Source organism: Deinococcus multiflagellatus (assembly GCF_020166415.1).
In the GTDB taxonomy this organism is placed as follows: domain Bacteria; phylum Deinococcota; class Deinococci; order Deinococcales; family Deinococcaceae; genus Deinococcus; species Deinococcus multiflagellatus.
The window spans coordinates 262220-287187 of sequence record NZ_JAIQXV010000001.1 but is presented as its reverse complement, the minus strand read 5'-3'; the positions used below and the strand labels follow the sequence as shown (position 1 = coordinate 287187).

At 67.9% G+C, this 24968-nt stretch carries 22 protein-coding genes; 7 read left to right on the top strand and 15 right to left on the bottom strand.

Annotation, left to right across the window (positions count from 1 at the left end; genetic code table 11):
* The first annotated feature begins 48 nt into the window (after positions 1–48).
* Complete coding sequence (gene lnt / locus K7W41_RS01370; protein WP_224603952.1) at positions 49–1512, top strand: apolipoprotein N-acyltransferase; 1464 nt, start codon at positions 49–51, stop codon at positions 1510–1512.
* Here lnt and K7W41_RS01365 read toward each other — a convergent pair.
* The 3 genes from K7W41_RS01365 to K7W41_RS01355 all read right to left on the bottom strand — a co-directional run bounded on the left by K7W41_RS01365 (position 1509) and on the right by K7W41_RS01355 (position 4113).
* Positions 1509–2555, bottom strand: coding sequence for a tyrosine-type recombinase/integrase (locus K7W41_RS01365; protein ID WP_224603951.1), 1047 nt, complete (start codon positions 2553–2555; stop codon positions 1509–1511). The genes lnt and K7W41_RS01365 overlap by 4 nt on opposite strands.
* 9 nt (positions 2556–2564) lie before the next feature.
* Positions 2565–2834 (bottom strand): HNH endonuclease, encoded by a 270-nt coding sequence (locus tag K7W41_RS23770; protein WP_224603950.1) that lies wholly within the window; start codon positions 2832–2834, stop codon positions 2565–2567.
* A gap of 322 nt (positions 2835–3156) precedes the next feature.
* A complete protein-coding gene (locus tag K7W41_RS01355; protein ID WP_224603949.1) occupies positions 3157–4113 on the bottom strand; it encodes a diacylglycerol/lipid kinase family protein in 957 nt (318 codons plus the stop codon).
* Between the two features lie 35 nt (positions 4114–4148).
* Between K7W41_RS01355 and K7W41_RS01350 the strand changes: the two genes are divergently transcribed.
* The 4 genes from K7W41_RS01350 (at position 4149) to aspS (ending at position 8571) form a co-directional block, all read left to right on the top strand.
* A complete protein-coding gene (locus K7W41_RS01350) occupies positions 4149–4514 on the top strand; it encodes an IPT/TIG domain-containing protein (protein ID WP_224603948.1) in 366 nt (121 codons plus the stop codon).
* Positions 4515–4583: 69 nt separating this feature from the next.
* On the top strand, positions 4584–5450 hold the full coding sequence (locus tag K7W41_RS01345; protein ID WP_224603947.1) for a metallophosphoesterase: 867 nt from the start codon (positions 4584–4586) through the stop codon (positions 5448–5450).
* Positions 5451–5521: 71 nt separating this feature from the next.
* Positions 5522–6841 carry a histidine--tRNA ligase gene (hisS, locus tag K7W41_RS01340; RefSeq protein WP_224603946.1) on the top strand — a complete coding sequence of 440 codons (1320 nt, stop codon included), beginning with the start codon at positions 5522–5524 and terminating at the stop codon, positions 6839–6841.
* Positions 6838–8571: an aspartate--tRNA ligase gene (gene aspS / locus K7W41_RS01335; protein WP_224603945.1), complete on the top strand. Its 1734-nt coding sequence runs from the start codon at positions 6838–6840 to the stop codon at positions 8569–8571. Before hisS ends, aspS begins: the two co-directional genes overlap by 4 nt.
* Before the next feature lie 83 nt (positions 8572–8654).
* On the opposite strand, the gene K7W41_RS01330 is transcribed toward aspS, so the two are convergent.
* The 8 genes from K7W41_RS01330 to fsa all read right to left on the bottom strand — a co-directional run bounded on the left by K7W41_RS01330 (position 8655) and on the right by fsa (position 15802).
* A complete protein-coding gene (locus K7W41_RS01330) occupies positions 8655–9401 on the bottom strand; it encodes an alpha/beta fold hydrolase (protein ID WP_224603944.1) in 747 nt (248 codons plus the stop codon).
* A complete protein-coding gene (locus tag K7W41_RS01325; RefSeq protein WP_224603943.1) occupies positions 9398–10159 on the bottom strand; it encodes an alpha/beta fold hydrolase in 762 nt (253 codons plus the stop codon). The genes K7W41_RS01330 and K7W41_RS01325 overlap by 4 nt, the downstream gene beginning before the upstream one ends.
* Positions 10160–10433: 274 nt before the next feature.
* Positions 10434–11042 (bottom strand): pyridoxal 5'-phosphate synthase glutaminase subunit PdxT, encoded by a 609-nt coding sequence (pdxT, locus tag K7W41_RS01320; protein WP_224603941.1) that lies wholly within the window; start codon positions 11040–11042, stop codon positions 10434–10436.
* A 2-nt stretch (positions 11043–11044) separates the two neighbouring features.
* Positions 11045–11935 carry a pyridoxal 5'-phosphate synthase lyase subunit PdxS gene (gene pdxS, locus K7W41_RS01315; RefSeq protein ID WP_224603939.1) on the bottom strand — a complete coding sequence of 297 codons (891 nt, stop codon included), beginning with the start codon at positions 11933–11935 and terminating at the stop codon, positions 11045–11047.
* 85 nt (positions 11936–12020) lie between these two features.
* Positions 12021–12425 (bottom strand): response regulator, encoded by a 405-nt coding sequence (locus K7W41_RS01310; RefSeq protein WP_224603938.1) that lies wholly within the window; start codon positions 12423–12425, stop codon positions 12021–12023.
* Complete coding sequence (locus tag K7W41_RS01305; RefSeq protein ID WP_224603937.1) at positions 12422–13771, bottom strand: peptidoglycan DD-metalloendopeptidase family protein; 1350 nt, start codon at positions 13769–13771, stop codon at positions 12422–12424. The genes K7W41_RS01310 and K7W41_RS01305 overlap by 4 nt, the downstream gene beginning before the upstream one ends.
* A 34-nt stretch (positions 13772–13805) precedes the next feature.
* Complete coding sequence (gene rho, locus K7W41_RS01300) at positions 13806–15080, bottom strand: transcription termination factor Rho (protein WP_449508524.1); 1275 nt, start codon at positions 15078–15080, stop codon at positions 13806–13808.
* Positions 15077–15802: a fructose-6-phosphate aldolase gene (gene fsa, locus K7W41_RS01295; protein ID WP_224603936.1), complete on the bottom strand. Its 726-nt coding sequence runs from the start codon at positions 15800–15802 to the stop codon at positions 15077–15079. The genes rho and fsa overlap by 4 nt, the downstream gene beginning before the upstream one ends.
* A 578-nt stretch (positions 15803–16380) precedes the next feature.
* Between fsa and ileS the strand changes: the two genes are divergently transcribed.
* On the top strand, positions 16381–19554 hold the full coding sequence (gene ileS / locus K7W41_RS01290) for an isoleucine--tRNA ligase (RefSeq protein ID WP_224603935.1): 3174 nt from the start codon (positions 16381–16383) through the stop codon (positions 19552–19554).
* A 284-nt stretch (positions 19555–19838) separates the two neighbouring features.
* Here ileS and K7W41_RS01285 read toward each other — a convergent pair whose 3' ends face one another.
* On the bottom strand, positions 19839–20681 hold the full coding sequence (locus tag K7W41_RS01285) for a DegV family protein (RefSeq protein WP_224603933.1): 843 nt from the start codon (positions 20679–20681) through the stop codon (positions 19839–19841).
* Between the two features lie 242 nt (positions 20682–20923).
* Here K7W41_RS01285 and bshA point away from each other — a divergent pair, with 242 nt between their 5' ends.
* On the top strand, positions 20924–22042 hold the full coding sequence (gene bshA / locus K7W41_RS01280; RefSeq protein ID WP_224603931.1) for an N-acetyl-alpha-D-glucosaminyl L-malate synthase BshA: 1119 nt from the start codon (positions 20924–20926) through the stop codon (positions 22040–22042).
* A 165-nt stretch (positions 22043–22207) separates the two neighbouring features.
* Here bshA and K7W41_RS01275 read toward each other — a convergent pair whose 3' ends face one another.
* The 3 genes from K7W41_RS01275 to sucC all read right to left on the bottom strand — a co-directional run bounded on the left by K7W41_RS01275 (position 22208) and on the right by sucC (position 24951).
* Positions 22208–22774 (bottom strand): hypothetical protein, encoded by a 567-nt coding sequence (locus tag K7W41_RS01275; protein ID WP_224603930.1) that lies wholly within the window; start codon positions 22772–22774, stop codon positions 22208–22210.
* Positions 22775–22900: 126 nt separating this feature from the next.
* Complete coding sequence (gene sucD, locus K7W41_RS01270) at positions 22901–23806, bottom strand: succinate--CoA ligase subunit alpha (RefSeq protein WP_224603929.1); 906 nt, start codon at positions 23804–23806, stop codon at positions 22901–22903.
* Positions 23806–24951: an ADP-forming succinate--CoA ligase subunit beta gene (sucC, locus tag K7W41_RS01265; RefSeq protein WP_221088796.1), complete on the bottom strand. Its 1146-nt coding sequence runs from the start codon at positions 24949–24951 to the stop codon at positions 23806–23808. The genes sucD and sucC overlap by 1 nt, the downstream gene beginning before the upstream one ends.
* Between the last annotated feature and the right edge of the window lie 17 nt (positions 24952–24968).

Genomic DNA, 24968 nt, shown 5'->3' with positions numbered 1-24968 from the left:
GGGCGCGGCCCGCACGGCGCCCAACCATCCGGCCCTATCATGGCCCCCATGCCTGTTCCCGTCACCGCCCTGCTGCTGGGCCTGGCCCTGGCCGCCTGCGGTCTGCCACTGCCCTGGAGTGCGCTGAGCGCCCTGCCGCTGGCGGCCATTCTGGCGTTCACCGCCCGCGCCGATACCCCCCGGCAGGCCGCCGGGCGGCTGTTCTGGGCGGGCTTTGGCTACATGGGGCTGCACCTGTGGTGGCTGGGCGCCTTTCTGGTGGACCTGCTGTTTGGCATGGTGCCGTTCGGCGCCCTGGCCGGGCTGCTGTTCGCCTTGGAGGGGGCCTTTCTGGCGGGCATGGCCCTGATTGCCACCCGCCTGACTCCTTCGCCCACCGGACGGGTCTGGACCCTGGCGGGCGGCTGGGTGCTGCTGGAATGGCTGCGCTTTCTGGGCCCGCTGGCCTTTCCCTGGCCCACCCTGGGGTACACCCTGCTGCCCACGCCCGCTATCCAGATTGCGGACCTGGGCGGTGTGCTGCTGGGCAGCGTGCTGGTGGCCTTCACTGCGGCGGCACTGGGCCAGGCGTGGTTGGAACGGCAGCAGGGGAGAGCGTCCTGGCGTCCCGTGGTGCTGGCGGCGCTGGCCTGGGGCGGGGCCCTGGGCTACGGCCTGACCCGCCTTCCCGGCGAAGGGCCTGAACAGCCCATGCGGGTGCTGCGGATGGCGTTTGCGGCGTTTGATCGGGCGTCCGGCACCCTCACGGCAGACGAGCAGTTCCGGGTGCAGCGGCAGGCCAGTCTGAACCGCCCGCCCGGCAGTGTGGTGGTCTGGAGCGAAACCGCCTTGACATTCGCCGGTCCACCGGCCCCAGTCACCGCTTTTCCGGGGCCGGGGATCAGTGGCGCAGGGGTATATGCGAATGTCAGCCCGGCCTACAACGCCGTCATCAGTCTTGATGCCAGTGGCCGGGTGATGTCCCGCAACGACAAGGCCAAGCTGGTGCCGTTTGGCGAGGAATTTCCTTTCCAGACTGTTCTGGGCCCGATTTACCGCCTGATTCTCACGCCGCTTGGCTTTGCGATTCCCGATACGGTGCCCAACCGCGATCTCGGTCCCTTAAGTCTTGGCGGTGTGGCTTACGGCACTTATGTCTGCTACGACAGCGTGTTTCCGTGGGTGGCGCGCACGCTGGCCAACCGGGGCGCGCAGGTGCTGGTCAACCCCAGCAACGACGGCTGGTACAAGGGCTGGGGCGTGCAGCAGCATTTCCAGATGGGCCGGGTGCGCGCCATCGAAACCCGGCGCTGGCTGGTGCGCAGCGTGAACCTGGGCGTGGCGGGTGCGGTGAACGACCTGGGCCAGCCGGTGCAGACCGTGAGCACGGGCCAAGAGGTGCAGGTGCTGGACGTGCGCCCCCGGCTGCTGAGCGGCACCACCGTGTTCATGCAGGTGGGTGACCTGCCGGCGCTGGGGCTGGCGCTGCTGATGGTGCTGTATGGCTGGCGGCGGCGGGTGGCGTGGCTTTAGGGTTTTGGCTTCTCCCGCAGTGCTTCCATGGCCTCCAGCGCTTCGCGCCGCAGCTCTGTGTCCATCTTGGCGTAAATCGCCGAGGTATTGACTGAGGCGTGACCCAGCACATCGGCGACCACATGCAGGTCACGGGTGGCGCGGTAGAGCTGGGTGCCGGCCGTCCGGCGCAGGGTGTGCAGGCCCCACATCTCCGCCGGGAGGCCCAGCGCCTGATAGTACTGGGCCGCGATATCCCGCCCGCCTTTGGTGGTCAGGCGTCCGCCCAGATTCCTGGGTGTCAGGGAGACCAGCAGCGGCGCGTCGGGCCCGCTGGGGGCTGCCACGGCGACCCGGTAGGTCAGCCACGCCTGCAGGGCCGCTTTCATGCCCGCCGTGAGGGGCACCCGGCGCAACTTGCTGCCCTTGCCCCGCACCTGGAGGGCACTGGTCGTCAGATCAGCGTCCCCGAGATTGAGCCCCACGATTTCAGCGGCCCGCAGGCCCAGATTGCCGCCCAGCAGCAGCAGCATGCGGTCGCGGGTGGCCCGTGTGGGGTGAGCGGGATGCAACGCTTCTGGCAGCTCCAGCAACTGGCGGTATTGCGCTCCTTCAATGGCGCGTTTGCGGGCGTGGGCGGGCGTGGCGTCGGCAGGCGGGCGAACCCCAGCGCTGGGGTCGTGGTCCAGCACGTTCGCCCACACCAGGGCCTTCATGAGATTGCGGACGCCGTAGAGGTGACGTTTCACACTGGCCGCCGCGAGCCCTTCGGCTTGCAGGTGCAGCAGCCATAGGTCGAACACCTCGCTGGACAACTGGTTCAGCGCGTGTGAGGGGGCTTCTGGGGGCCCTGTGAAGGTCAGGAAGCGCCGCACGCTCTCGGCGTAGTGCGACAGCGTGAGTTCGCTGATCCGCCCACCCCGACTGGATTTCAGGCGCATGTAGGTGTGCAGCAGCTCACTCAGGGCGGCGGCGTCCTGGCTATGGGCCGCCCGGAGGCCCTCGCGGCGGCGATTGGCGGCACTGGCCCAGCGGGAGGCCAGGACCAGGGCAGCGCCCGTCATCGCCATTCCTTATGTTTCATAAGTGGAATTATAGAACATTGGATTGGGGGCAGCCAGATGCTGGGCAGCTCGCGCCAGCCAGCGCTCAAACTCGTCTCGGGTGAGGTTCCATTTGGCCCGGTTGCATTGCGCGCAGGCGAGCGCGAGATTGTCCATCTCGTGGCGCCCACCCCGACTTAGAGGATGAGTGTGATCAATCTGGAAACCCAGACCACATCGATCATTCCGCAGGCCGCAATAGGTACAAGCTGGCGTTTCGCAGAGCAATGTCACCAACATCTCCGGCGCAAGAGGACTGAACTGGGAAAACGTTTGAGCACACTGCCATTCATACTGTAGGCCATCTGAAAAACGCGACGCCGATCATCTTGGGCATAGCGCTGACGGTAGGCCGCTGCCTGACAATTGAGGCAACGATAGTGCCGACTGCCATCGGGGCGGTTTTTGGGAAATGCCGCTATCGAAAGGGGCTGCTGACAAACACGGCAGGTGCGAAACTCGGCGCCCATGCCCAGTACTTTACCCCTCAGCCGCGCGCCGAGGCCCCTTCCTGGCCTTCCTGTGAGGCTGCCCATTTTTTGCTGTCCCAGACGGGCTTGGCTTAGGTCTCCAGGTCAGTGCGCTGGGCGGGGGTCAGAAAACGCACGGCGCCGGGGAGGATACGGGCCTCAAAGGGGGTGGTTTCCACGTGCAGTTCGCCGTCGTACTGCAGCGGGAAAGGATCGTCGGCGTCCACCTTGACCGTGCGGGCTTCCAGGGTTTCGAGGTTGCCGCTGAAGATGGGGTCGCCCAGGTTCAGCTTCACCCGCACCGAATCGATGATGTTGGGCAGCAGGCGCAGGATATTCCCGGCCTTCATCAGGATCACGGTAAAGCGGCCGTCGGCGGGGCTGATGGCGCTGGTGATGGGCAGGCGGTAGTTCGCCATGCCGAAGTTCGCCACCATCACGCCGATGCCTTCAAAGTCGCGTTTCTCGCCGTCAATCTCCAGGTGAAAGGTGGTCTTTTTGGGGTTCAGCTGCTTCATGGCGCTGATCACGTAGGCCAGTTCGCCGTAGCGGCCTTTCAGGTCCTCGCTGTCACGGATCATGCTGGCGTCGGCGCCGGCCCCGGCCAGCATGCAAAAGCCGCTGGTCTCGCCCTTGACGTCCACCTCGCCCATGTCCAGGCGCAGGGTGTGGCCCTGGGCCATGATCTCCACCAGGGCGGCGGCGTCGTGGGGCAGCTCCAGGTTCAGGGCGATCAGGTTGGCGGTGCCGGCGGGAAAGGCCAGCAGCGGAATATCGGTGTGCCGGGCGGCGTAGGCGAGGCTGCTCACGGTGCCGTCGCCGCCGGCGGCCACGACCACGTCAAAGTCTTTCAGGTCGCCCACGTACTCATGCATGGGGGTGTCTGGCTTCAGCTCGCGCTCGGTCACCTCGGCGCCCTCGGCGCGCAGCAGGGACAGAAACAGGGGCAACTGGCTGTCGCCGCTGCCGCTTCTGGGATTGAACACCACAAGCACGCGCTGGCCGCGCAGGGGGCCCTGGGGGGCAAGGGGGGGCACAGGGGCGGTCATCGCATGTATTACACTGCGGGCACGGAGGCTTAAGCATGCTGCGTTTCTTGGTTGCTTCTTTAGTGTTGACCGCGCCCCTGGTGGCCTGCGCGCCCGCGCAGCAGACCGCCATGGTGACGGTAACCCCCATGCTCATCAAGGTGTCCGAGGCGGCCACGCGCGGCGGGACCGTGACCATTCAGGGCCGCTACCTGGGCGGGCCCAGCACCGGCCGGGTGCGCCTGGGCGCCGACGAGCGCGGCCAGGGCGGCTACCTCTTCCCCGCCAGCGCGGTGCGCTCGTGGACCGACAGCGAGATCGTGCTGACCATTCCCGCCGACGCCCCGGTGGGCGGCAGCTGGCTGTTCGTGGAAGTGGCCGGCCGGCAGTCCACAGGGCTGCCCTTCAGCGTTCGGCAGTAAGGACCATTCGCGGGGACCGCTGGTGTACGCGCCGGCGGTCCCTGGCGCTTTGGGCATAAGCTCTGGGGCATGGCTGTCTTCCGTGTGCTGCGCGCCGCTGGCCTGGGGTCCCTGGCCCTGGGCGCCGCGTCCGTGTCCAATACCTACCGCTTCGTGATCAACCGGCAACAGGTGGCGTTGCCCGGCCTAACGCGCCCGGTGCGCGTGGCGCAGCTCAGCGACCTGCATTACGGCCTGTTCGTGGGGCACCGCTCGGTGCGGCGCTGGGTCTCGGCCGTTCTGGAGACGCAGCCAGACGTGATTGTCATTACCGGCGATTTTCTGGACAGCGGGGTGGGCACCCGGCGCCACCGCAAGTTGCTGGATGAACTCTCGCGCCTGCAGGCGCCGCTGGGTGTCTACGGGGTGTGGGGCAACCACGACTGGACCAGCCTGAACACCAACGCCGCGCGCACCACCTTTGCTGAGCGGCTGCGGCTGGCAGGCGTGCGCCTGATCAACAATGCGGGCGTGCAGCTGCGCGACGACCTGTATGTGGCGGGCGTGGACGACTGGTGGTTTGGCACCCAGGACCTGGACGCGGCGCTGCGGGGCAGGGCGGGCGGCGCGGTGGTGCTGCTGGCACACAACCCCGATTACCTCACCCAGGTGCCGGCCTGGGTGGGCCTGACCCTCAGTGGCCACACCCACGGCGGGCAGGTGCGGCTGCCGCTGTTCGGGGCGCTGAAGAAGCGCTCCACACTGCTGAACGTGCTGCGCGGCTGGGTGCGGGGCACCCGCATTGTGCAGTCGCCCGCCGAGGGCCAGCCCACCCAGGCCCCGGCGGGTGAGGCGCTGGGCTTTGTGTCGCAGGGGCTGGGGGTGACCGGCGTGCCGCTGCGCTGGGCCTGCCCGGCCGAGGTGGTGGTGTTCGAGCTGGAGCCGGCGCCGGCCTGAGTGGAAAGGGGCCCCCACCTCTCCCCTGGCCCCCATCTGCCCCGGCGCCCCGCGCTATGCTCCGCTCTGTTATGGCGATCAAACGCCCCAAGGGCACCGAAGACCACCTGCCAGCCGGCAGCCCGAAACTCACGCTTGATGTTTCGGCCCGTGACCATGCCTGGCTGGTGCAGACCGCGCGCGGCGTGCTGGAGCGCGCCGGCGCGCAGCGCATCGACACGCCGCTGTTTGAAGAAGCCGAACTGGTCAAGCGCGGCGTGGGCGGCTCCACCGACATCGTGCGCAAGGAGATGTTCACCGTCTATTACTTCGGGGACCACGGCGGGTACATCCTGCGCCCGGAAGGCACGGCGGGGATTGTCCGGGCGTATCTGCAGGGGGGGCTCAAGCAGCTGCCCAGTCCGCTGAAACTCTGGACCCACGGCCCCATGTTCCGCGCCGAGCGCCAGCAGCGCGGGCGCCTGCGCCAGTTTCATCAGGTGGATTACGAGGTGCTGGGCAGCGCGGACGCCCTGGTGGACGCCGAGGCGATTGCCCTGATGGTGCAGGTGGTGCAGGCCCTGGGCTTGAAGGGCGTGCGGGTCAAGCTGGGCAGCATTGGCGACCCGGAAGACCGCGAGGCCTACAACGCGTATCTGCGCGGGGTGTTCACGCCGCACCTGGAGGCCCTCTCAGACGATTCCAGAGACCGCCTGGGCCGCAATCCCATGCGCATTCTGGATTCCAAGAGCGAGGACGATCAGGCCCTGATCGCCCGGCTTGGTGTGCGGCCCATGCTGGATTTCCTAGGGCCCGAGGCAAAAACCCACTTTGAGGCGGTGCAGCGGTACCTGGACACCTGGGACGTGGCGTATGACCTCGACCCCAGCATCGTGCGGGGGCTGGACTACTACCGGCGCACGGCCTGGGAACTGCACCACGAAGGCGTGGGGGCCAAGTCCGCGCTGGGCGGCGGGGGCCGCTATGACGGCCTGGCGCAGGAACTGGGCAGCAAGGAGGCGGTTCCGGGCATCGGCTGGGCGTTTGGCGTGGAGCGGCTGCTGCTGGCGCTGGAGGCCGAAGGCCGCGCGCTGCCGGCCCCCGAAGGCCCGCTGCTGTACGTGGCCGCGCTGGACGAACAGAACGTGGGCTACGCCGCCACGGTGGCGTTAGGCGCCCGCCGGGTGGGCCGGGCGGAATTTGCCTACCGGGCGCTGAAGCCGGGCACGGCCTTCCGGGACGCCGAACGCCGGGGCGCGCGCCTCGTGGCCCTCATCGGCTCGCAGGAAGTCGAGGGGGACACTCTCAGTATCAAAAATCTGGTCACGGGCACGCAGACGAGCGTGCACACCCGCGACCTGCACACCTTCTTACAGGGGCAAATTGCCCAGCACCCGCAGGAGCACGCATGAAACGCACCGCCATGATGGGCCACCTCAACGACACGCACGCCGGGCAGACCGTCGTCCTGCAGGGCTGGGTCAGCCGCCGCCGCGACCTGGGCGGGCTGATTTTCGCCGAGCTGCGCGACCGCAGCGGCACCGTGCAGGTGCAAGTGGAGCCGGATTCCCCCGCGTTTGCCGACGCCGACCGCCTGCGCGCCGAGTATGTGGCCGAGGTGGAGGGCCGCTTTCAACTGCGCCCCGAAAGCCAGCGCAAGGGCGGCCTGGGCGACTACGAGGTGCTCGCCACGCGGGTGAAGGTGCTGAACGCGGCCAAAACCCCGCCGTTCGAGCTGGACAAGGGCGATCAGGTGTCAGAGGACATCCGCCTCAAGTACCGCTACCTGGACCTGCGGCGCCCGGAGATGCAGCGCGGCCTGCTGCTGCGCTCCAAGGCGGTGGCCGCCGTGACGGCCTTTCTGGACGCGGCCGGCTTCGTGCAGGTGGAAACGCCCATGCTCACCAAGTCCACGCCGGAGGGCGCGCGCGACTTTCTGGTGCCCAGCCGCCAGAACCCCGGCGAGTTCTACGCGCTGCCGCAGAGCCCGCAGCTGTTCAAGCAGATGCTGATGATCGCGGGCTTTGACCGCTACTACCAGCTGGCGCGCTGCTTCCGCGACGAGGACCTGCGCGCCGACCGCCAGCCGGACTTCACGCAGCTGGACATGGAAATGTCCTTTGTGGACCAGGACGACGTGCTCTCCACGCAAGAGGAGCTGCTGGCCCATGTGGTGCGCGAGACGGTGGGCGTGCAGTTGCCTCTCCCCTTCCCCCGCCTGCCGTACATGGACGCTATGAACCGCTTCGGCTCCGACAAGCCGGACCAGCGCTTTGGCCTGGAATTCGTGGACGTCACCGATCTGTTTCAGGGCGGTGAATTCAAGGCCTTTGCCGAGGCGCAGACCGTGAAGGTGCTCTCGGCCCCGGAACTCACCCGCAAGCAGATTGACGAACTGGAGCGCGTGGCCAAGCAGAACGGTGCCCGGGGGCTGGCGTGGCTCAAGCGCGACGGCGAGGGCTTTACGGGCGGCATCAGCAAGTTCGTGGGCGCGCAGGCGGCGGCGCTAGTCGAGCGCACGGGGGTCGAGCAGGGCGGCACGCTGCTGTTCGCGGCGGGCGAGTGGAAGAAGGCCGTCTCGGCGCTGGGGGCGGTGCGGCTGGCGCTGCGTGACCTGTTTGACCTTGCGGCGACGGGGCCCCAGTTCCATGTGAGCTGGGTGACCGACTTCCCGCAGCTGGAATTCGACGAGGAGGCCGGCACCTGGACCTACATGCACCACCCCTTCACCGCGCCGCACCCGGACGACCTGCCCCTGTTCGGCACCGAGCGACAGGGCGAGATCCGCGCCCAGGCGTATGACCTCGTGCTCAACGGCTTCGAGATCGGCGGCGGCAGCATCCGTATTCACGACCCGGCGGTGCAGGCGCAGATGTTCGCCGCCATCGGCCTGAGCGCCGAGCAGGCGCGCGAGAAGTTTGGCTTCTTCCTGGACGCCCTGGAGTACGGCACGCCCCCCCACGGCGGCATCGCCTGGGGCTTTGACCGCCTGGTGATGGTGCTCAGCGGCGCGGCGAGCATCCGCGAGGTGATCGCGTTTCCGAAGAACAACCGGGGCGTGGACCTGCTGGCCCTGGCGCCCTCCCCTGTTGAGGCCGCGCAGTTGGCGGAGGTAGGACTGCAGGTGGCGAAAGAAGAGTAAAGGAAGGGGGCGGAGAGGCCCTCTTTCTTATGGAGATGTAAGTGAAAGTATTCACGATTATATCAGATCGTGAAAGTTTCGTTTCATCGCTCCATGAGGTTCAGGAAGTCCAGCGTGTACTGGGCGACCGTACAGGGAAAACTATCGGCCATCGCGTGGGTGGCGCCGGGAATCTGGCGGATGACCGTGTGGGGAATGGCCTCGTGAATCTCCCACAGGGTCCACGACTGCACCACCGGGTCGGCCAGGCCGTCCAGCAGCAAGGTGGGGACCTCCACGCGGCCCAGAAGGGGGCCCGTCATGTGGGCTTCCTGGTCACGGGCCAGCCGGTACATGCGCCGGGGGCCGCAGCGGGTGTAGGCACGCAGGCCGGGCAGCAGCAGCCCCAGGCGCTCGCGGGGCAGGTCCAGCAGCAGGCGCAGGAACTGCACGCGCACGCTGGGGTTTTCTGGAATCCCCGTGGGGGCGCAGGCGATCAGGGCGCTGGGGAAAGTCGGGTAACGCGCGGCGAGGTCAAACATCACCTCTCCCCCCAGCGAGTGGCCAAACACGGGCATGCCGCGCAGATTCATGGCCGCCAGCCACGCAGCGAGGTGGTCGGTGAGGTGCTCAATGCACACGGGAAAGTCCGGGCGGCCCTCGCTGAGGCCGTGCCCAGGGGGGTCGTACAGGTACACCGTGCGCTCGCGGGCCAGTTCGTGGGCGACCCGGTGGTACATCCAGGCGGCACAGCCCAGGCCGGGGACCAGGACCAGCGGCGCGCCCTGGCCGAGGCGGCGCGCGTGGGTGCGCAGGCCATTGACGGTACAGAAGACGGGGGTTCCCCTCACGCAGGTCCAGGGGCGGCGGGTTGCGGGTTCAGCGGCTCGTCGAGAAAAGCGCGCAGCAGGCGGTTAAAGGCGCGGGGGGCGTCCACCATCACAATATGCCCCGCGCGGGGAATGACTTCCAGGCGCGAGCCGGGCAGGGCCTCGTGCAGCAACTGGCCCAGGGGCAGCGGCACCAGCACGTCGCGCTCGCCCCAGATGATCAGCGTGCGGGCGCGAATGCCGGGCAGGGCGTCCTGCACCGAGTCGTTCAGCAGGTTCACCGCGTTGCGCCAGAGGTTCACGGGCCCGGCCAGCGCGGCGTCCAGCAGGATGGTGGACAGGAACCGCCGGTTGCCCAGCAGCGCGGCGCGCGGCAGGTGCAGGGCGGTGCGGGCGGCATTGGCCCGCAGCAGGCCGCTGGCGCACACGAGGACCAGCCGGGTCACGCGATCCGGGCAGCGCGCCGCCACATGCATGCTCACGTGGCCGCCCATGGAATGGCCCACCAGGGCGACGTCCTGCAGGTTCTCGTGCTCCAGCCACGCGGCGACGAGGGCGGCGGCCTCGCGCACCCCCAGGGCCCGCTGGCGCCGGGCGCGGCCGTAACCGCTGAGTTCCAGGGTATAGACGTGGTGGTGCGCTTTGAGGGCATTCACATTGAAGCGCCACCAGCGCCCCGAGCCGCTGAGGCCGTGAATCAGGACCACGGGCCTCTCCCCTGCGCCGCTGTGCTCCACATGGAGTCGCGCGCCCTGATGCTCGAAAACGCTCTGCGCCATCGCTGCAGCATAGGGCAGGCCGGGTGGCTTCGCCCTGAGCGAAGGTTGAGGGAGGGGTTGAAGGAAGGATCAGCAAGTGATTCAATTCACGATTGTACTAGATCGTGAATTGATTATTTCATTGACCATTGGGAGAGAGGCTGGCGCTCAGAGAGGCACAGGCGGCGGCCAGGCACAAGAGGTCTGGAGGGCGCACCTGCCTCTGCTTTCCCGCAAGGCCGAAGGGCAAGAGCAGGTGCGGTTTTCCGCGACTCTTGCCCTTCGGCCTTGCTGTTCAGGCTGGGACCGGTGCCCGCATGCCACCAAGGAACAGCTCGTGCAGGCGCAGGTCGCCGGTCAGCTCGGGGTGGAAGGCGGTGGCCAGCACGCGACCCTGCCGCACGGCCACGGTCTGGCCCTCGTGGGTAGCGAGCACCTCGACACCCTCCCCCACCCGGGCAAAGGCGGGCGCGCGGATGAACACCGCCGGCAGCGGGGCGCTTAGGCCCTCAAGCAACAGGTCGGTGGTGAAGGAATCAATCTGGCGGCCAAAGGCGTTGCGCTGCACGGTGACGTCCAGCAGGGCGAGGCTGTCCTGGTGGCCGAACTGGGGGGGTGCGCCCTGCACCTCGCGGGCCAGCAGGATGGCGCCGGCACAGGTGCCCCAGAGGTGGCCGCCGGCCGCGTGGAAGTCACGCACGGGGGCCCAAAGGCCGAACTCCCCCATCAGGCGGGCCATGGTGGTGCTCTCGCCGCCGGGCAGGATCAGGCCGGAGAGCCCGGCGAGGTCGGCCGGCAGGCGCACCTCGGTCACGGCGGCGCCCAGGGCTTCCAGGCGCGCGCGGTGTTCGCGGAACGCACCCTGCAGGGCCAGGACGCCCACGCGGGGACCAGCGGCACCCATGCTTACCAGCCCCGGGTGGCCAGCCGCTCGGCGGGAATCAGGTCGTCGATGTTGATGCCGGTCATGGGGGCGCCCAGGTCCTCGCTGATCTCGGCCAGCACCTCGGGGTTCTGGAAGTGGGTCACGGCCTTCACGATGGCCTGCGCGCGGCGCTCGGGGTTGTCGCTCTTGAAGATGCCGCTGCCCACGAACACGCCGTCCAGGCCCAGCGCCATCATCAGCGCGGCGTCGGCGGGGGTGGCCACGCCGCCGGCGGCGAAGTTCACGACCGGCAGCTTGCCGTTGGCGTGCACGTACTTCACCAGTTCGTAGGGGGCCTGCAGGTCGCGGGCCACGGTCATCAGTTCCTCGGCGGGGCGGGCCTGAATGGCGCGGATCTCGCCCAGCACGGTGCGGGCGTGGCGCACGGCCTCAATGACGTTGCCGGTGCCGGCCTCGCCCTTGGTGCGGATCATGCTGGCGCCCTCACCCACCCGGCGCAGGGCTTCGCCCAGGTTCTTGGCGCCGCACACGAAGGGCACCTTGAAGTCGCTTTTCAGGATGTGGTACTGGTCGTCGGCGGGGGTCAGCACCTCGGACTCGTCAATGAAGTCCACGCCGATGGCCTGCAGAATCTGGGCTTCCACGATGTGCCCGATGCGCACCTTGGCCATCACGGGGATGGACACGGCGGCGATGATCTCCTTGATCATCTTGGGGTCGCTCATGCGGGCCACGCCGCCGTCTTTGCGGATGTCGGCAGGCACGCGCTCCAGGGCCATCACGGCGGTGGCGCCAGCGGCCTCGGCAATGCGGGCCTGATCGGCGGTGACCACGTCCATAATCACGCCGCCCTTGAACATCTCGGCAAAGCCCTGCTTCAGGGCGGGGGTTCCAGTCTGCACGTCGCTCATGGGGTCAGTATGGCGAACAACTGACCCCACCACCAGGGTCAAGAGGCTCTGGGTGATGGGGTCAGTTGGACCGATTGTCTGGAGGTCAAGGTGGGCGCCAGTCGGCGCCGTCGGCGTGTGCGCGGCGGATGGCCTCGACCAGTTGCGAGGGCCGGAAGGGCTTGAGGAGGTAATGCTCCTGAATGCGTGGGCCCAGCTCCGGCGGGGTGGGGCGGGCCAGCCCGGAGAGAAACACCACCGGCGGCAGGCCCGCGCCCACCTGGGCCAGCATGCGGCGCACCGTTTCAAAGCCGTCCCAGGGGGTCATCAGCACGTCCATCACGATCACGTCGGGGGCGCAACCGGGCAGGGCGTCCAGGGCCGCCGGGCCGTTGGGGGCGGTGGTGACCTCAAAGCCCTGCAGGCTCAGGGTCAACTCCAGCAACTCCAGAATCTGCGCCTCGTCGTCCACGACCAGCAGGCGCAGGGGAGTTGCTCCGGGAGCCGTCATGGCAGCAGGGCCAGGGGGTCCACGGTCTGCCCGGACAACCGCACCTCAAAGTGCAGGTGGGGCCCCGTGCAGATGCCGGTGCAGCCGATATACCCCAGGAGGTCGCCCTGGCGCACCTGCTGCCCGGCCACCACCGCCGTGCGGCTCATATGGCCGTAAATCAGCAGGCTGTTGCCGCTGCGGGTGTACACATTCAGGCCGTAGTCACCGTAGCCGCTTTCGGAGACGGTGCCGTCGGCCGCCGCGTAGATGGGCGTGCCGTAGGGGGCGGCAAGGTCAATGCCGCCGTGGAACACTTCGCGGTGAAAATCGATGTCGCGCTCGCCGTAACGGCTGGTCAGGCGGTAGTTGCGCATGGGCCACACCAGGGAGCGGCTGCCGGTCGCCGCGGCGCGCGCGGTGGGCGCGGCCGCCACCGCGCGCTGGGCCGCAGCGGCGCGGGCGCGGGCCTGGGCCGCGGCCTGCGCCGCCTCGTACTGGGCCTGGCGCTCGTAGGCCTGGATGCGGGCCTGCCGCTCGGGGCTGTTTTTCCAGGCGAGGTACTCTTCATATTTGGCCTGGGCGGCGTACTTGGATTCCAGGCGGGCGCGCTCACGGCCTTTTTTCCAGGCCAGGAAGCGCTCGTACTGGGCCTGACGCTGCGCGACCAGGGCGGCGCGGCGCTCGGCCTCCCGGCGGTCGGCGAGTTGCTGGGCGAAGCCAGTGGCGCGGATGCCCGGCAGCAGCAGGTCGTCGCCCACTTGCAGCTCGGTGGGCAGCACGTCGTTGGCGCGGGCGGTCTGCACGAGGTCGGCGCCGTAGCCCGCGATCAGGGACAGGGCACTCTGGCCGGGCTTGATACGCACCAGCAGGCCCCGGGGGCCGGTGGGAATGTTCAAACGGCTGCCCGGCTGGAGGCGGTCCAGGCTGGTGCGGTCCAGGTTCATGCCCAGCAGGTCCACCAGCGGCAGGCCAAAGCGGGCGGCCACGCCCGCCATGGTGTCGCCGGGCCGCACGCGGTAGGACAGCACTGACCGGGGCCGGGCCGGGGCCCGCTCGGTGACGGCGGCGGGCAGGGCCAGCTGCCACGTGCGGGCGCCGGGGCGGCGCTCCAGCAGGGTCAGGTGGGCCGGGGGCACGCCGTAGCGGCGTGCCAGCTCGGCCGGCGGCGTGCGGCCGTCGGTGACCAGCTGCAGGGCGCGCCCGCCCGTGTCGCGGGTCAGCACGACGTCGGGGCCGGGGGCCAGCGCCTGGGGCGAGGGCTCGGTAAGCCAGGACAGCACAGGCGTGGTCTGTGCGAACGCGGCGCCCAGCAGGGCGCAGAGGGCGGCCAGACGGGACAGGCCGCGAATGCGGGATCGAGACAAGAGCAGGCTCCGGAAAAAAAGAGGGCGCGCCGGCTTACCCGCCGGCGAGGCCCTGCAGGAATTCGACGTTGTTGCGGGTTTTGCCCATGCGCGAGAGCAACATTTCCATGGCGTCGGCCGGGTCCATGTCGCTGATCACCTTGCGCAGCAGCCACATTTTCTTCAGGACTTCGGGCTGCAGCAGCAGTTCCTCGCGGCGGGTGCCGGATTTCAGGATGTCCAGTGCCGGGAAGATGCGGCGCTCTTCCAGGCGGCGCGACAGCACCAGTTCGGCGTTGCCGGTGCCCTTGAACTCCTCGAAGATCACGTCGTCCATGCGGCTGCCGGTTTCCACCAGCGCCGTGGCCAGGATGGTGAGGCTGCCGCCCTCGCGGATGTTGCGCGCCGCGCCCAGAAAGCGCTTGGGCCAGTGCAGCGCGTTGGAATCCAGACCGCCGGACAGGGTGCGCCCGGTCGGGGGGGTCACGAGGTTGTTCGCGCGGGCCAGACGGGTGATCGAGTCGAGCAGAATCACCACATGGCCGCCCTCTTCCACGATGCGGCGGGCGCGCTCGTGCACAAATTCGGCCACGCGGACGTGGTGCTGCGGGGGCTCGTCGAAGGTGCTGGCAATCACCTGCGCGCCCTGCACGCTTTCGCGAAAGTCCGTGACTTCCTCGGGGCGCTCGTCCACCAGCAGCACCATCACCGTCACGTCGGGGTAGTTCTTGACGATGGAGTTGGCGATCTTCTTGAGCAGGGTGGTTTTCCCGGCCTTGGGCGGCGCCACGATCAGCGCGCGCTGCCCGCGTCCGATAGGCACCAGCAGGTCCACCACACGCAGCGAGAGCCCGCCTTCCATCCCCGGGTCTTCCAGCACCAGCTGGGCTTCGGGGAAGGTGGGGGTCAGGTCGTCGAAGCGGGGGCGGCGCCGGGCAGTGTCGGGGTCCAGGCCGTTGACGGCTTCAACCTGCACCAGCGAGCCGTAGCGTTCGTTCTCGCGCGGCTTGCGGGCCCGGCCAATGATCTCGTCGCCGGTGCGCAGGTGAAACTGCTTGATGATGCCGGCCGTGACCAGCACCGTGCGGCTCTGCGGGTCCAGCAGGTCGGCCTGCAGAAAGCCGTAGCCGTCGGCGCTGATGTCGAGATAGCCGCGCGCCAGCAGCTGGCCCTCGGCGTCGGCCTGGCGCTCCATGATGGCGAAGGCCAGGGCGTCTTTTTTCAGCTTGCGGTAGTTTTCAATGCCGTACCCGGCCGCCAGAAGGTGCAGCTCGGGCAGAATTTTCTGCTGCAGTTCGTGAAAGGGCAGGGCGCCGCTCGGCTCCGTCACTGCTTGCTGCCTCCCTGCTCGGTCACGCCCCCACCCGTGGGGTTCGTGCCGGCTTCGCTGGCCGGGGTTTCCGGGCTGGCACCGGCGCGCTTGGCCCAGTCCTTCATGAAGCCGTCCAGGCCCGCCTGGGTCAGGGGGTGCTTGATCATCTGGGTAAAGACTTTGTACGGAATGGTCGCCACGTCGGCGCCGGCCAGGGCGGCCTGCACCACGTGCATGGGGTGGCGGATGCTGGCGGCCAGCACCTTGGTGTCAATGCCGCCCAGGACGTAGGCTTCCTTGATCTGGCGGATCAGTTCGGTGCCGTCCCAGCCGATGTCGTCCACGCGCCCGGCGAAGGGGCTGATGTAGGTGGCGCCCGCGCGGGCGGCCAGCAGGGCCTGCGGCACGCTGAAGCACAGGGTGACGTTGGTGCGGATGCCCTCGCCCGTCAGCACCTTGCAGGCTTTCAGGCCAGCGGGCGTGAGGGGCAGCTTCACCACGACGTGCTCGCTCCACTGGGCGACCTCGCGGCCTTCCTTGACCATGCCCTCGGCGTCCAGGGCGGTGACTTCGGCGCTGATGGCGCCGCCCACCAGGGCCGCGATTTCCTGCACCACTTCGCGGAAGTCGCGCCCGGAGGCCACGATCAGGCTGGGGTTGGTGGTGACGCCCGCCAGGACGCCCCATTCATTGATTTCGCGGATCTCGTCCGTGATGGCCGTATCGATAAAGAATTCCATAAACCGTTCTCCCTGAAAGCGATTGTATACACCTGCGGGCGAAAAACACATGCGCGGGGTGAGAAAGGTGGCCGGGTCAGAAGGAGCGCAGGCCCCGAGCATACCCTGTCCAGGCCCGGCGGGCGGATCAGATTGACCGCTCGGCCCCGGGCGTCCTACCATGAGAAGCCACCCCAGTGTGGGGTGGAGACAATACACAGGCGACCGCGAGGACAGTACGGGGCGCAGGGCAGCACGGAGCGAGTCAGGGACGGTGGGAGCCTGGCCAGCCAGCCGCACCCACGGAAGATCACCTCCCGCGCCGGCGGAAGAAAGGGCCAGAGCGCCTGACTAGACCCGCCCGGACACCCCCCGGCAGAGGGCCGCAACGAGGCCGCGTGCACGCGGCGAAGTTGGGTGGTACCACGCACACGCTTCCAGGCGGCGCGTCCCAGCAGATCAGCTGAGACGCGCCGCTTTTTGTTGTTCTGGAGGTGAAGGCATGAGCACCGTGCACCGTTGGGGGCAGATTCGGACGCGGGTGATCCCCGCTCCCCTGGTTTTTTCCCTTTCACCTCTTCCCTGCTTCTGGAGTCCCTATGACCACCTTTAAACCTGTGCCGCAAAACCCCAACTTTCCTGCCCTGGAGGGGGACATCCTGGCCTTCTGGAAGGAAAAGGGCATCTTCGAGCGCTCACTGGCGCAGACCAAGGATGGACCGGTCTTCACCTTCTACGAGGGGCCGCCCACCGCCAACGGACAGCCGGGCGTGCACCACGTTCAGGCGCGCAGCTTCAAGGATCTGTTTCCGCGCTTCCGCACCATGCAGGGCTACCATGTGCCGCGCAAGGCGGGCTGGGACACCCACGGCCTGCCGGTGGAACTGGGCGTGGAAAAGAAGCTGGGCCTGAATTCCAAGCGCGAGGTCGAGGCGTACGGCATTGACCGCTTCAATGCCGAGTGCCGCGCCAGCGTCTTCGAGTACGAGGCCGAGTGGCGGCGCTTTACCGAGCGCATGGGCTACTGGGTGGACCTGGACGACGCCTACCTGACGCTGCACAAGGATTACATCGAGAGCATCTGGTGGAGCGTCAAGGGACTGGATGAAAAGGGGCTGCTGTACAAGGGCTTCCGGGTGGCGCCGTACTGCCCCAAGGACGGCACCACGCTCTCCAACGCCGAAGTCAGCGAGGGGTACAAGGATATTCAGGACCCCAGCGTGTATGTGCCGTTCCGGCTGAAGGACCCGGGGGCACTGGGGCTGCCGGAAGGCGCGGCGTTCCTGGTGTGGACGACCACGCCGTGGACGCTGCCCTACAACGTGGGCGTGGCGATCCACCCGGAGTTCACGTACGTGGCCGCCCGGGACAAGGACGGGCAGGTGATGATCCTGGCCCAGAGCCTGAAGGGCGCTGTGCTGGGTGAAGAGGCCGAGGTGGTCAGGACGTTCAGGGGCGCCGAGCTGGAGCGCGTGGCCTACGAGCCGCTGTTCACCGAGGCGTACGAGGCCGAGGGCGAGGGCAAGCCGGTGTGGCTGTCGGGGCTGGACACCTACGTGAGCGATTCCGACGGCACGGGCATCGTGCACACGGCGCCGGCCTTCGGTGAGGACGACATGCGGCTGGCGCGGAACTACGGCTTTCCGGTGATCGTGGGCGTGGACAGCGAGGGCAAGCACCGCTTTGGACCGTGGCAGGGCGTGTTCTTCCGCGACGCGAACACCGAGATCGTGCGTGACCTGCGCGCGCGGGGGCTGATGTGGCGCGAGAAGAACTTCCTGCACGCCTACCCGCACTGCTGGCGCTGCGGCACGCCGCTGATGTACTACGCCACCGAGAGCTGGTACCTGAACAACACCCGCCTCAAGGCGCGCCTGATCGAACTGAACCAGACCATCGGCTGGCACCCGCCCCACATCAAGAATGGGCGCTACGGGGGCTGGCTGGAAAACCTGATTGACTGGAACATCAGCCGCAGCCGCTACTGGGGCACGCCGCTGCCGATCTGGGAGGCCGAGGACGGCGAGTACCGCGTGGTGGGCAGCTACGCCGAGTTGGCCGAGCTGAGCGGGCGCCCGGAACTCACGGGGCCGGACTTTGATCCGCACCGCCCGTTCGTGGACGACATCACCTTTGAGGTAGGCGGCAAGACCTTCCGGCGCGTGCCGTACGTGATGGACGTGTGGTACGACTCGGGCGCCATGCCCTTTGCGCAGCACCACTACCCATTCGAGAACAAGGACAGGTTCGAGGCAGGCGGCTTTCCCGCCGACTTCATCGCTGAGGCCATTGACCAGACGCGCGGGTGGTTCAACTCGCTGCACCAGATCGGCACGATGGTCTTTGACTCGGTGGCGTACAAGTCCGTGATCTGCTCGGGGCACATCCTGGACGAGAAGGGCGCGAAGATGTCCAAGAGCAAGGGGAACGTGGTGAACCCCTGGGACGTGTTCGAGCAGTACGGCGCCGACGCCGCGCGCTGGTACATGTACGTTTCGGCGCCGCCGGAACTCAGCCGCCGCTTTGGCATGAATCTGGTGGGCGAGGCCTTCCGCTCGTACTTCCTGACGCTGTGGAACACCTATTCCTTCTTCGTGCTGTACGCCAACCTGGACCGGCCGGACCTCCAGGCCGCCGCCCCGGTGGCCCAGCGCCCGGAGGTGGACCGCTGGCTGGTGGCCAAGGTGCAGGCCCTGATCGGCACGGTCACCGAGCGCCTGGAAAACTACGATCCCACCGGCGCCAGCCGTGCGCTGCAGGACTTTGTGGTGGAGGACCTGAGCAACTGGTACGTGCGGCGTAACCGCCGCCGGTTCTGGGGCGAGGGCGGGCAGGTGGACCACAACGCCTACGCCACGCTGCACTTTGCGCTGGTGACGGTCACCAAGCTCACGGCGCCGTTCACGCCGTTTCTGGCTGAAACGCTGTACGGGAACCTCGTGCGGTCCCTGGACCCGGGCGCCCCGGAGAGCGTGCACCTGACCGCCTGGCCAGTGGTGGACGAGGCCCTGGCGGCCCCCACCCTGGTGGGCGAGATGGACGCGGTGCTGCGCGTGGTCAGCCTGGGGCGCGCGGTGCGGGGGCAAACAGGGCTGCGCCAGCGTCAGCCGCTGCCCAAGGTGATGGTGCGGGCGCGCACCGCCGAGCAGACCCAGGCGCTGGGCCGCTTTGCCGAGCAGCTCAAAGAAGAGCTGAACGTCAAGGAGGTGGAGCTGATGGACCAGTTCACTGAACTGGTGCGCTACCAGCTGCGCCCGAATCTGCCGGTGCTGGGCAAGAAGTTTGGCCGGGGCGTGCCGCAGGTGCGCGCGGCCCTGGGGGCGGCCGACGCCAGTGAGGTGGCCCGCTTCGTGCGCGACGGCAAGCAGTTTGAGGTGGTGGCCCCCACGGGCGAGCGCTTTGAGCTGGGGCCCGACGAGGTGCTGGTGGACGCCCAGTCGCCCGAGGGCTTTGCCGCCCAGGAGGAGGCCGGCTATCTGGTGGCCTTTGACACCACGCTGACGCGCGAGCTGGAACTGGAGGGCCTGGCCCGTGACCTCGTGCGCGGGGTGCAGGACGCGCGCAAGAAGGCGGGCTTTGAGGTGCAAGACCGCATCGCCCTGCACCTGGACCTGAGCGGCGACGCGCGGGAAGCCGCCGAGGCGTGGCAGGAATACCTGATGAGTGAAACGCTGGCCGAGACGCTGGTGTTTGGCCCGGCGGACGGCTTTGCGGCCGAACTGGAAGGCGGCACCGCGTATCTGGAACGGCTGGAGGTCGTCAGCCACAACTGAGGCGTGACGGTGCAGTGAGGCAGGTCGGGGTGACCCGGCCTGCCTCTTTTGTGGGCAGCGGGGGGTGGCTGCGGCCGAGTTGGCCCCCTCCTGCAGGCAGGCACAGGCAGGATGCTGGGGGCGGTTGACCTTCTCCTGCCTGCCTTGCAGGGTTGGCCACCAAGCTCTGCGATACCTGCGACCACCACCGTTTCCACGTGAGGCCAGTCACCTCGCCCACCGCACCAACACAGAGCGCCGCGCGGGCTATCCCCAGCGCGGCGCCACCGTCTCCTCCCCTCTCTTTATTCCAGTGGCACGGCCGAGAAGCCGAAGGTGCCGGGCCCCACGTGGGCGCCGATCACCGGGCCCATCAGCTGCACGCGGCCCTTCTGCACATTCAGGCCGCTGGCGGTCATGGCGCTGTGCAGGGCGCTGATGCGGGCAGCGTCGCGCCCGGCGTGCATGATGGTGGCGCTCACCGGGGTGGTGCCGAAGCGGGCCTTGAGGCTGGCGAGCATGTCCCCGGCCGCCTGGTCCACCTTGGCGCGCCGGGCAGGCTTCAGGCGGCCCCCCTCAAACTGCAGGATGGGCCGCACCCCCAGCATGTTGCCAAAAAAAGCCTGCGTGCGGCTGATCCGGCCGCCGCGGCGCAGGTATTCCAGCGAGGCCACACTCATCTCGGCGTACTGGGCCTGCCCGGTGGACTGCGCCCGCGCGGCGGCTGTCTTGAGGTCGGCGCCCTGCTGGGCCGCGGCGCTGGCGGCCATGGCGATCTCGGCCAGGGGGGCGCCCGCGACCTCGCTGTCCATCACCAGCACGCGCCCGCCTTCGCCCAGGCTGGCGGCGGCCTGCTGGGCATGCTTGAACGTTTCAGACAGCTGCCCCGAGAGGTGAACGCTCAGCACCGAATCATGGGTCTTGAGCAGCGAGCGGTACAGGTCGGCAAAGGTGGCGGCGGGAACAGGGGTGGTGGTGGCTTCACCACCCGCGCGCATGTGGTCGTACACGGCGTCCGGGTCCACCTCCTGCCAGTCGAGCAGGGTGCGGCCCTGCATGGTGATTTGCAGCGGCACCACATGCAGCCCAAGCTGCCTGGCCTGGTCCGGGTGCAAGTCGCAGGTGGAATCGGTGACGACGGCGATCATGAACCCCGTTTTAGGCGTTTCACACCCAGGCCGTTGTGAAGTATCTCCCTTTGCCCCTGATTGCCCCCCGCGTCTTAACGCCCCGCACCAACTCTGTCAGAGTTGTGTCAGAGGGCATTTTTCATGTCGGCCGGCTGTCCGGATGGGATGACCTCAGACGATTGCCGGGCCAGCAGGCGACTATACTTCGCACTCATGAACGCGTCCGCTCTCCCCTGCCCCTGCCTGCTTCCGGAGCGCCCATGAAAGTGGCCGTGTTGTGCCACGCCAGTGCCGGTGGGTCTGGGGTGGTCGCCACCGAACTGGGCCTGCAGGTGGCGCGCGCCGGCCACGAGGTGCATTTCGTGGGCTCGGCGCAACCCTTCCGGCTGGCAGGGGCGGGGGGCATGCGTGGGCCTTATTTTCACCAGGTCAGCGGCTACGCTTACGCGCTGTTTGATCAGCCTTACCCCGAGCTGGCGGCCGCCAACACGCTCACCGAGGTGATTCTGGAACACGGCGTGGAACTGGCCCACGCCCACTACGCCATTCCACACGCCACGGCGGCCATTCACGCCCGCGGCATCACGGGGCGCTCGCGGGTGATGACCACCCTGCACGGCACCGATGTCACGCTGGTGGGTCTGGAACCGGCGTTCCGGCACACCACCCGGCACGCCATTGAGTGCAGCAACCATGTCACGGCGGTGTCGCACTACCTCGCCCAGCACACCCGCGAAGTCTTCGGCGTGGAGCGCGAGATTGAGGTGATTCACAACTTTGTGGACAGCGACCGCTTTGTGCGCGTGACTGACCCGGCGGTGCGCGCCCGCTTCGCCCACCCGGACGAGGCGCTGCTGGTGCATGTCAGCAACTTCCGCCCGGTGAAACGCGCGGCGGATGTGGTGCAGGTGTTTGCCCGCGTGGCCAGCGAGATACCGGCCCGCCTGCTGATGATCGGGGACGGCCCGGAGCGCCCGCGCGCCTTCGAGCTGGCCCAGCAGTTGGGGGTTATTGGCCGCACCCACTTCCTGGGCTCCTTTCCGGATGTGGAGACCGTGCTGGGCATCAGCGACCTCTTTGTGCTGCCCAGCCAGCAGGAGAGCTTCGGGCTGGCGGCCCTGGAGGCCATGAGTTGCGAGGTGCCGGTGGTGGCCGCGCGGGCCGGCGGGATTCCTGAGGTGGTGGAAGAAGGTGTGACCGGCTTCCTGGCCGAGGTGGGCGACGTGGACCACATGGCCGACGCGGCGCTGCGCGTGCTGCGCAACCAGGAGCTGTACCGGCAGATGGGCGCGGCTGGGCGAGAGGCCGCCGTGAACCGCTTTCACCCCCGCCTGATCGTGCCGCAGTATCTGAGGGCCTACGAGCGCACGGTGGCGTGAGCGAAGGGCGAGCAAGGGTGGGTGTTCTTTCGCCTGCCCTGTCTCCTGGACATTCACACATCTAGTGAATATATTCACGATTACACTAGGTTGTGAAGATTTTGTTCCCCCTATCGCAAATGAAAAGAAGGCAGCCTTGACTTGGCCGCCTGCTTTCCAGTCGGTTTACCGCGCCAAGCGCACCGTGACCACAGTGGCATCGGCAAAGGGCTGCACCTTGACGGCGCGGCCCACATCCACCAGGAAGGCATTCCAGCCGCGCTTGAAGGCCGCCTCATAGCCGCGGTTCGCCTTCACCGTCACGTCGGTGTTGACCCACGCGACGAAGAGGGTGCCGCGGTCCGTTTCGGGCTGCACATCGCGCAGGGCTTCGTTCTCGTCGCGGCGGCCGTTGTTGTTCAGGTCGCGGTAGGTGAAGAACTTGAGCTCGGCGACCTGGGCCTGGGAGCTGACCTGAATGGGGTCAATCACGCCGGGCCAGTTGACGTTCTGCGGGGTGAGAGTCACCTGGGCGCGGGCGGTGGGCGCTGTGGTGGGCAGTTCCAGGCGGAAACGGCCACCGTCAACGGGCACGCTGGAGACCTCCTGCACGGCCTGGCCAAAGGGGTTGACCACCACCGCCGCGACGCGCAGGTCGCTGCTGGCGGCGCCCTCCACGGTGCCCTGAATGGTCAGGGCCGAGGCCTGGGCCGCGAGCAGAAGGGTGAGGGGCAAAAGAGCACGCGGGGTCATGCCTTCAGTCTACGCGCCGCGCTGACGGGTGGGTGACGCAAGCTGACGGGGTCTTCACGGGTGGGCGGGGGGAAGAAGGGGGCGAGCCTGGCATGGAACCAGGCTCGCCCCCTTCAGAAGGTGCGCTTACTTGTTCAGCGCCTGCTTGACCAGGTCCACGATCTCGGGCATGGTGTCGGCCACCGGCACGTTCGCGGCCTTGAAGGCGGCGAGCTTGCTCTCGGGGGTGCCCACGTTGCCCATGATGATGGCGCCGGCGTGGCCCATGCGCTTGCCGGCAGGCGCGCTGCGGCCAGAAATAAAGGCCACGACGGGCTTTCTCATGTTGGCGGCGATGTACTCGGCGGCGGCTTCCTCGTCGGCGCCGCCGATTTCACCGATGACCACCACGGCGTCGGTGCCTTCGTCGGCCTCGAACAGGGGCAGTACGTCGGCGAAGGTGGTGCCGATCACGGGGTCGCCACCGATGCCCACGGTGGTGCTGGTGCCCATACCGGCGTCGTTCAGCAGCTTGGCCGCTTCGTAGGTCAGCGTGCCGGAGCGGCTGATCAGGCCAATGCGGCCGGGGTTGGCGTAGATCTTGTTGGGCATGATGCCCACCTTGGCTTCGCCGTTGGTCACGAGACCGGGGCAATTGCCGCCGATCAGGCGAATGCCTTCGCCGCCAGCGGCGCGGCTCTGGGCGTCCAGGGCCTTGACTTCCTGCACAGCGCGCATCATGTCCACGGTGGGCACGCCCTCGGTGATCAGCACGATCAGGGGCATGCCGGCGTGGGCGGCTTCCAGCACGGCGTCAGCGGCGCCGGCCGGGGGCACGAAGATGATGGACACGTTGGCGCCGTGCTTTTCCTTGGCCTCGGCCACCGAGTTGTAGATGGGCCAGCCTTCGAAGTCGGTGCCGCCCTTGCCGGGGGTCACGCCCGCCACGACCTGGGTGCCGAAATCGCGCATGGCGCGGGAGTGGCTCGCGCCTTCGCGGCCGGTCATGCCCTGCACGATGACCTTGCTGTCTTTATTGACGAGGATACCCATTACTTGTTCGCCTCCTTGGCGGCCTCGTCGGCGGCCTCAAACATGGTGGGGTACATCTGGATCAGGGGGCTGTTGACTTCGGCCAGCAGCGCCTTGGCTTCGTCTTCGGCGGTGCCGGCAATGCGCATGCGCACGGGCTTGGTCAGAATGCCCTCGTTCAGCGCCTGGATCACGCCCTTGGCCACCTCGTCGGCGCGGGTGATGCCGCCGAAGATGTTGATGAAAATGGCCTTCACGTCGCTGTCCTTGCTGACCAGCTTGACCGCGTTGTACACGACCTCGGCCTTGGCGCCGCCGCCGATGTCCAGGAAGTTGGCGGGCTTGGCCCCGGCGCGGTTGACCACGTCCAGCGAGGTCATCACGATGCCGGCGCCGTTGCCCAGCACGCCCACGTTGCCGTCGAGCTTCACGTAGGCAAAGCCGTACTTGCTGGCTTCGATTTCCAGGGGGTGCTCGGCTTCCAGTTCGCGCCAGTCGGCCAGGTCCTTGTGGCGGTACATGGCGTTGTCGTCAATCTCGAACTTGGTGTCGAGCGCCAGCGGGGTGCCGTCAGGGCCCACGAACAGGGGGTTGATCTCGACCAGCACGGCGTCGCGCTTCAGCGCGGCCTCGCTCATCTTGACCATCATGTCGGCAATCTTGTTGAGGTTGCCCTTGAAGCCGGCCTTGAGGGCCACTTCGCGCGCCTCGTAGGGGCGCAGGCCGGTCACGGGGTCCACGCGGTGCTTGATGATCTTTTCCGGGGTGGCTTCGGCCACTTCCTCAATTTCCATGCCGCCCTCGGCGCTGGCCATCAGGGTGTAGCTCTGGACATTGCGGTCCACGATCATGCCCACGTAGTACTCGGTGCCGGCGTCAATGTCCACGGCCTTGGTGACCAGAACCTTGTTGACGGTCAGGCCCTTGATGTCCATGCCCAGGATCTTCTCGCCGTTTTCATAGGCCTTGTCTTCGGTGGGGCTGAACTTCACGCCGCCCGCCTTGCCGCGCCCGCCCACGTGCACCTGGGCCTTGACGACCACCGGCTGACCGTATTCGCGCGCGATCTGGCGCACCTCGTCGGGGGTGCGGGCGACTTTGCCTTCCTGAACGTTCACGCCGAACTGGCGCAGGATTTCCTTACCCTGGTATTCGTGAAGTTTCACGACTGATCCCTCCTTGG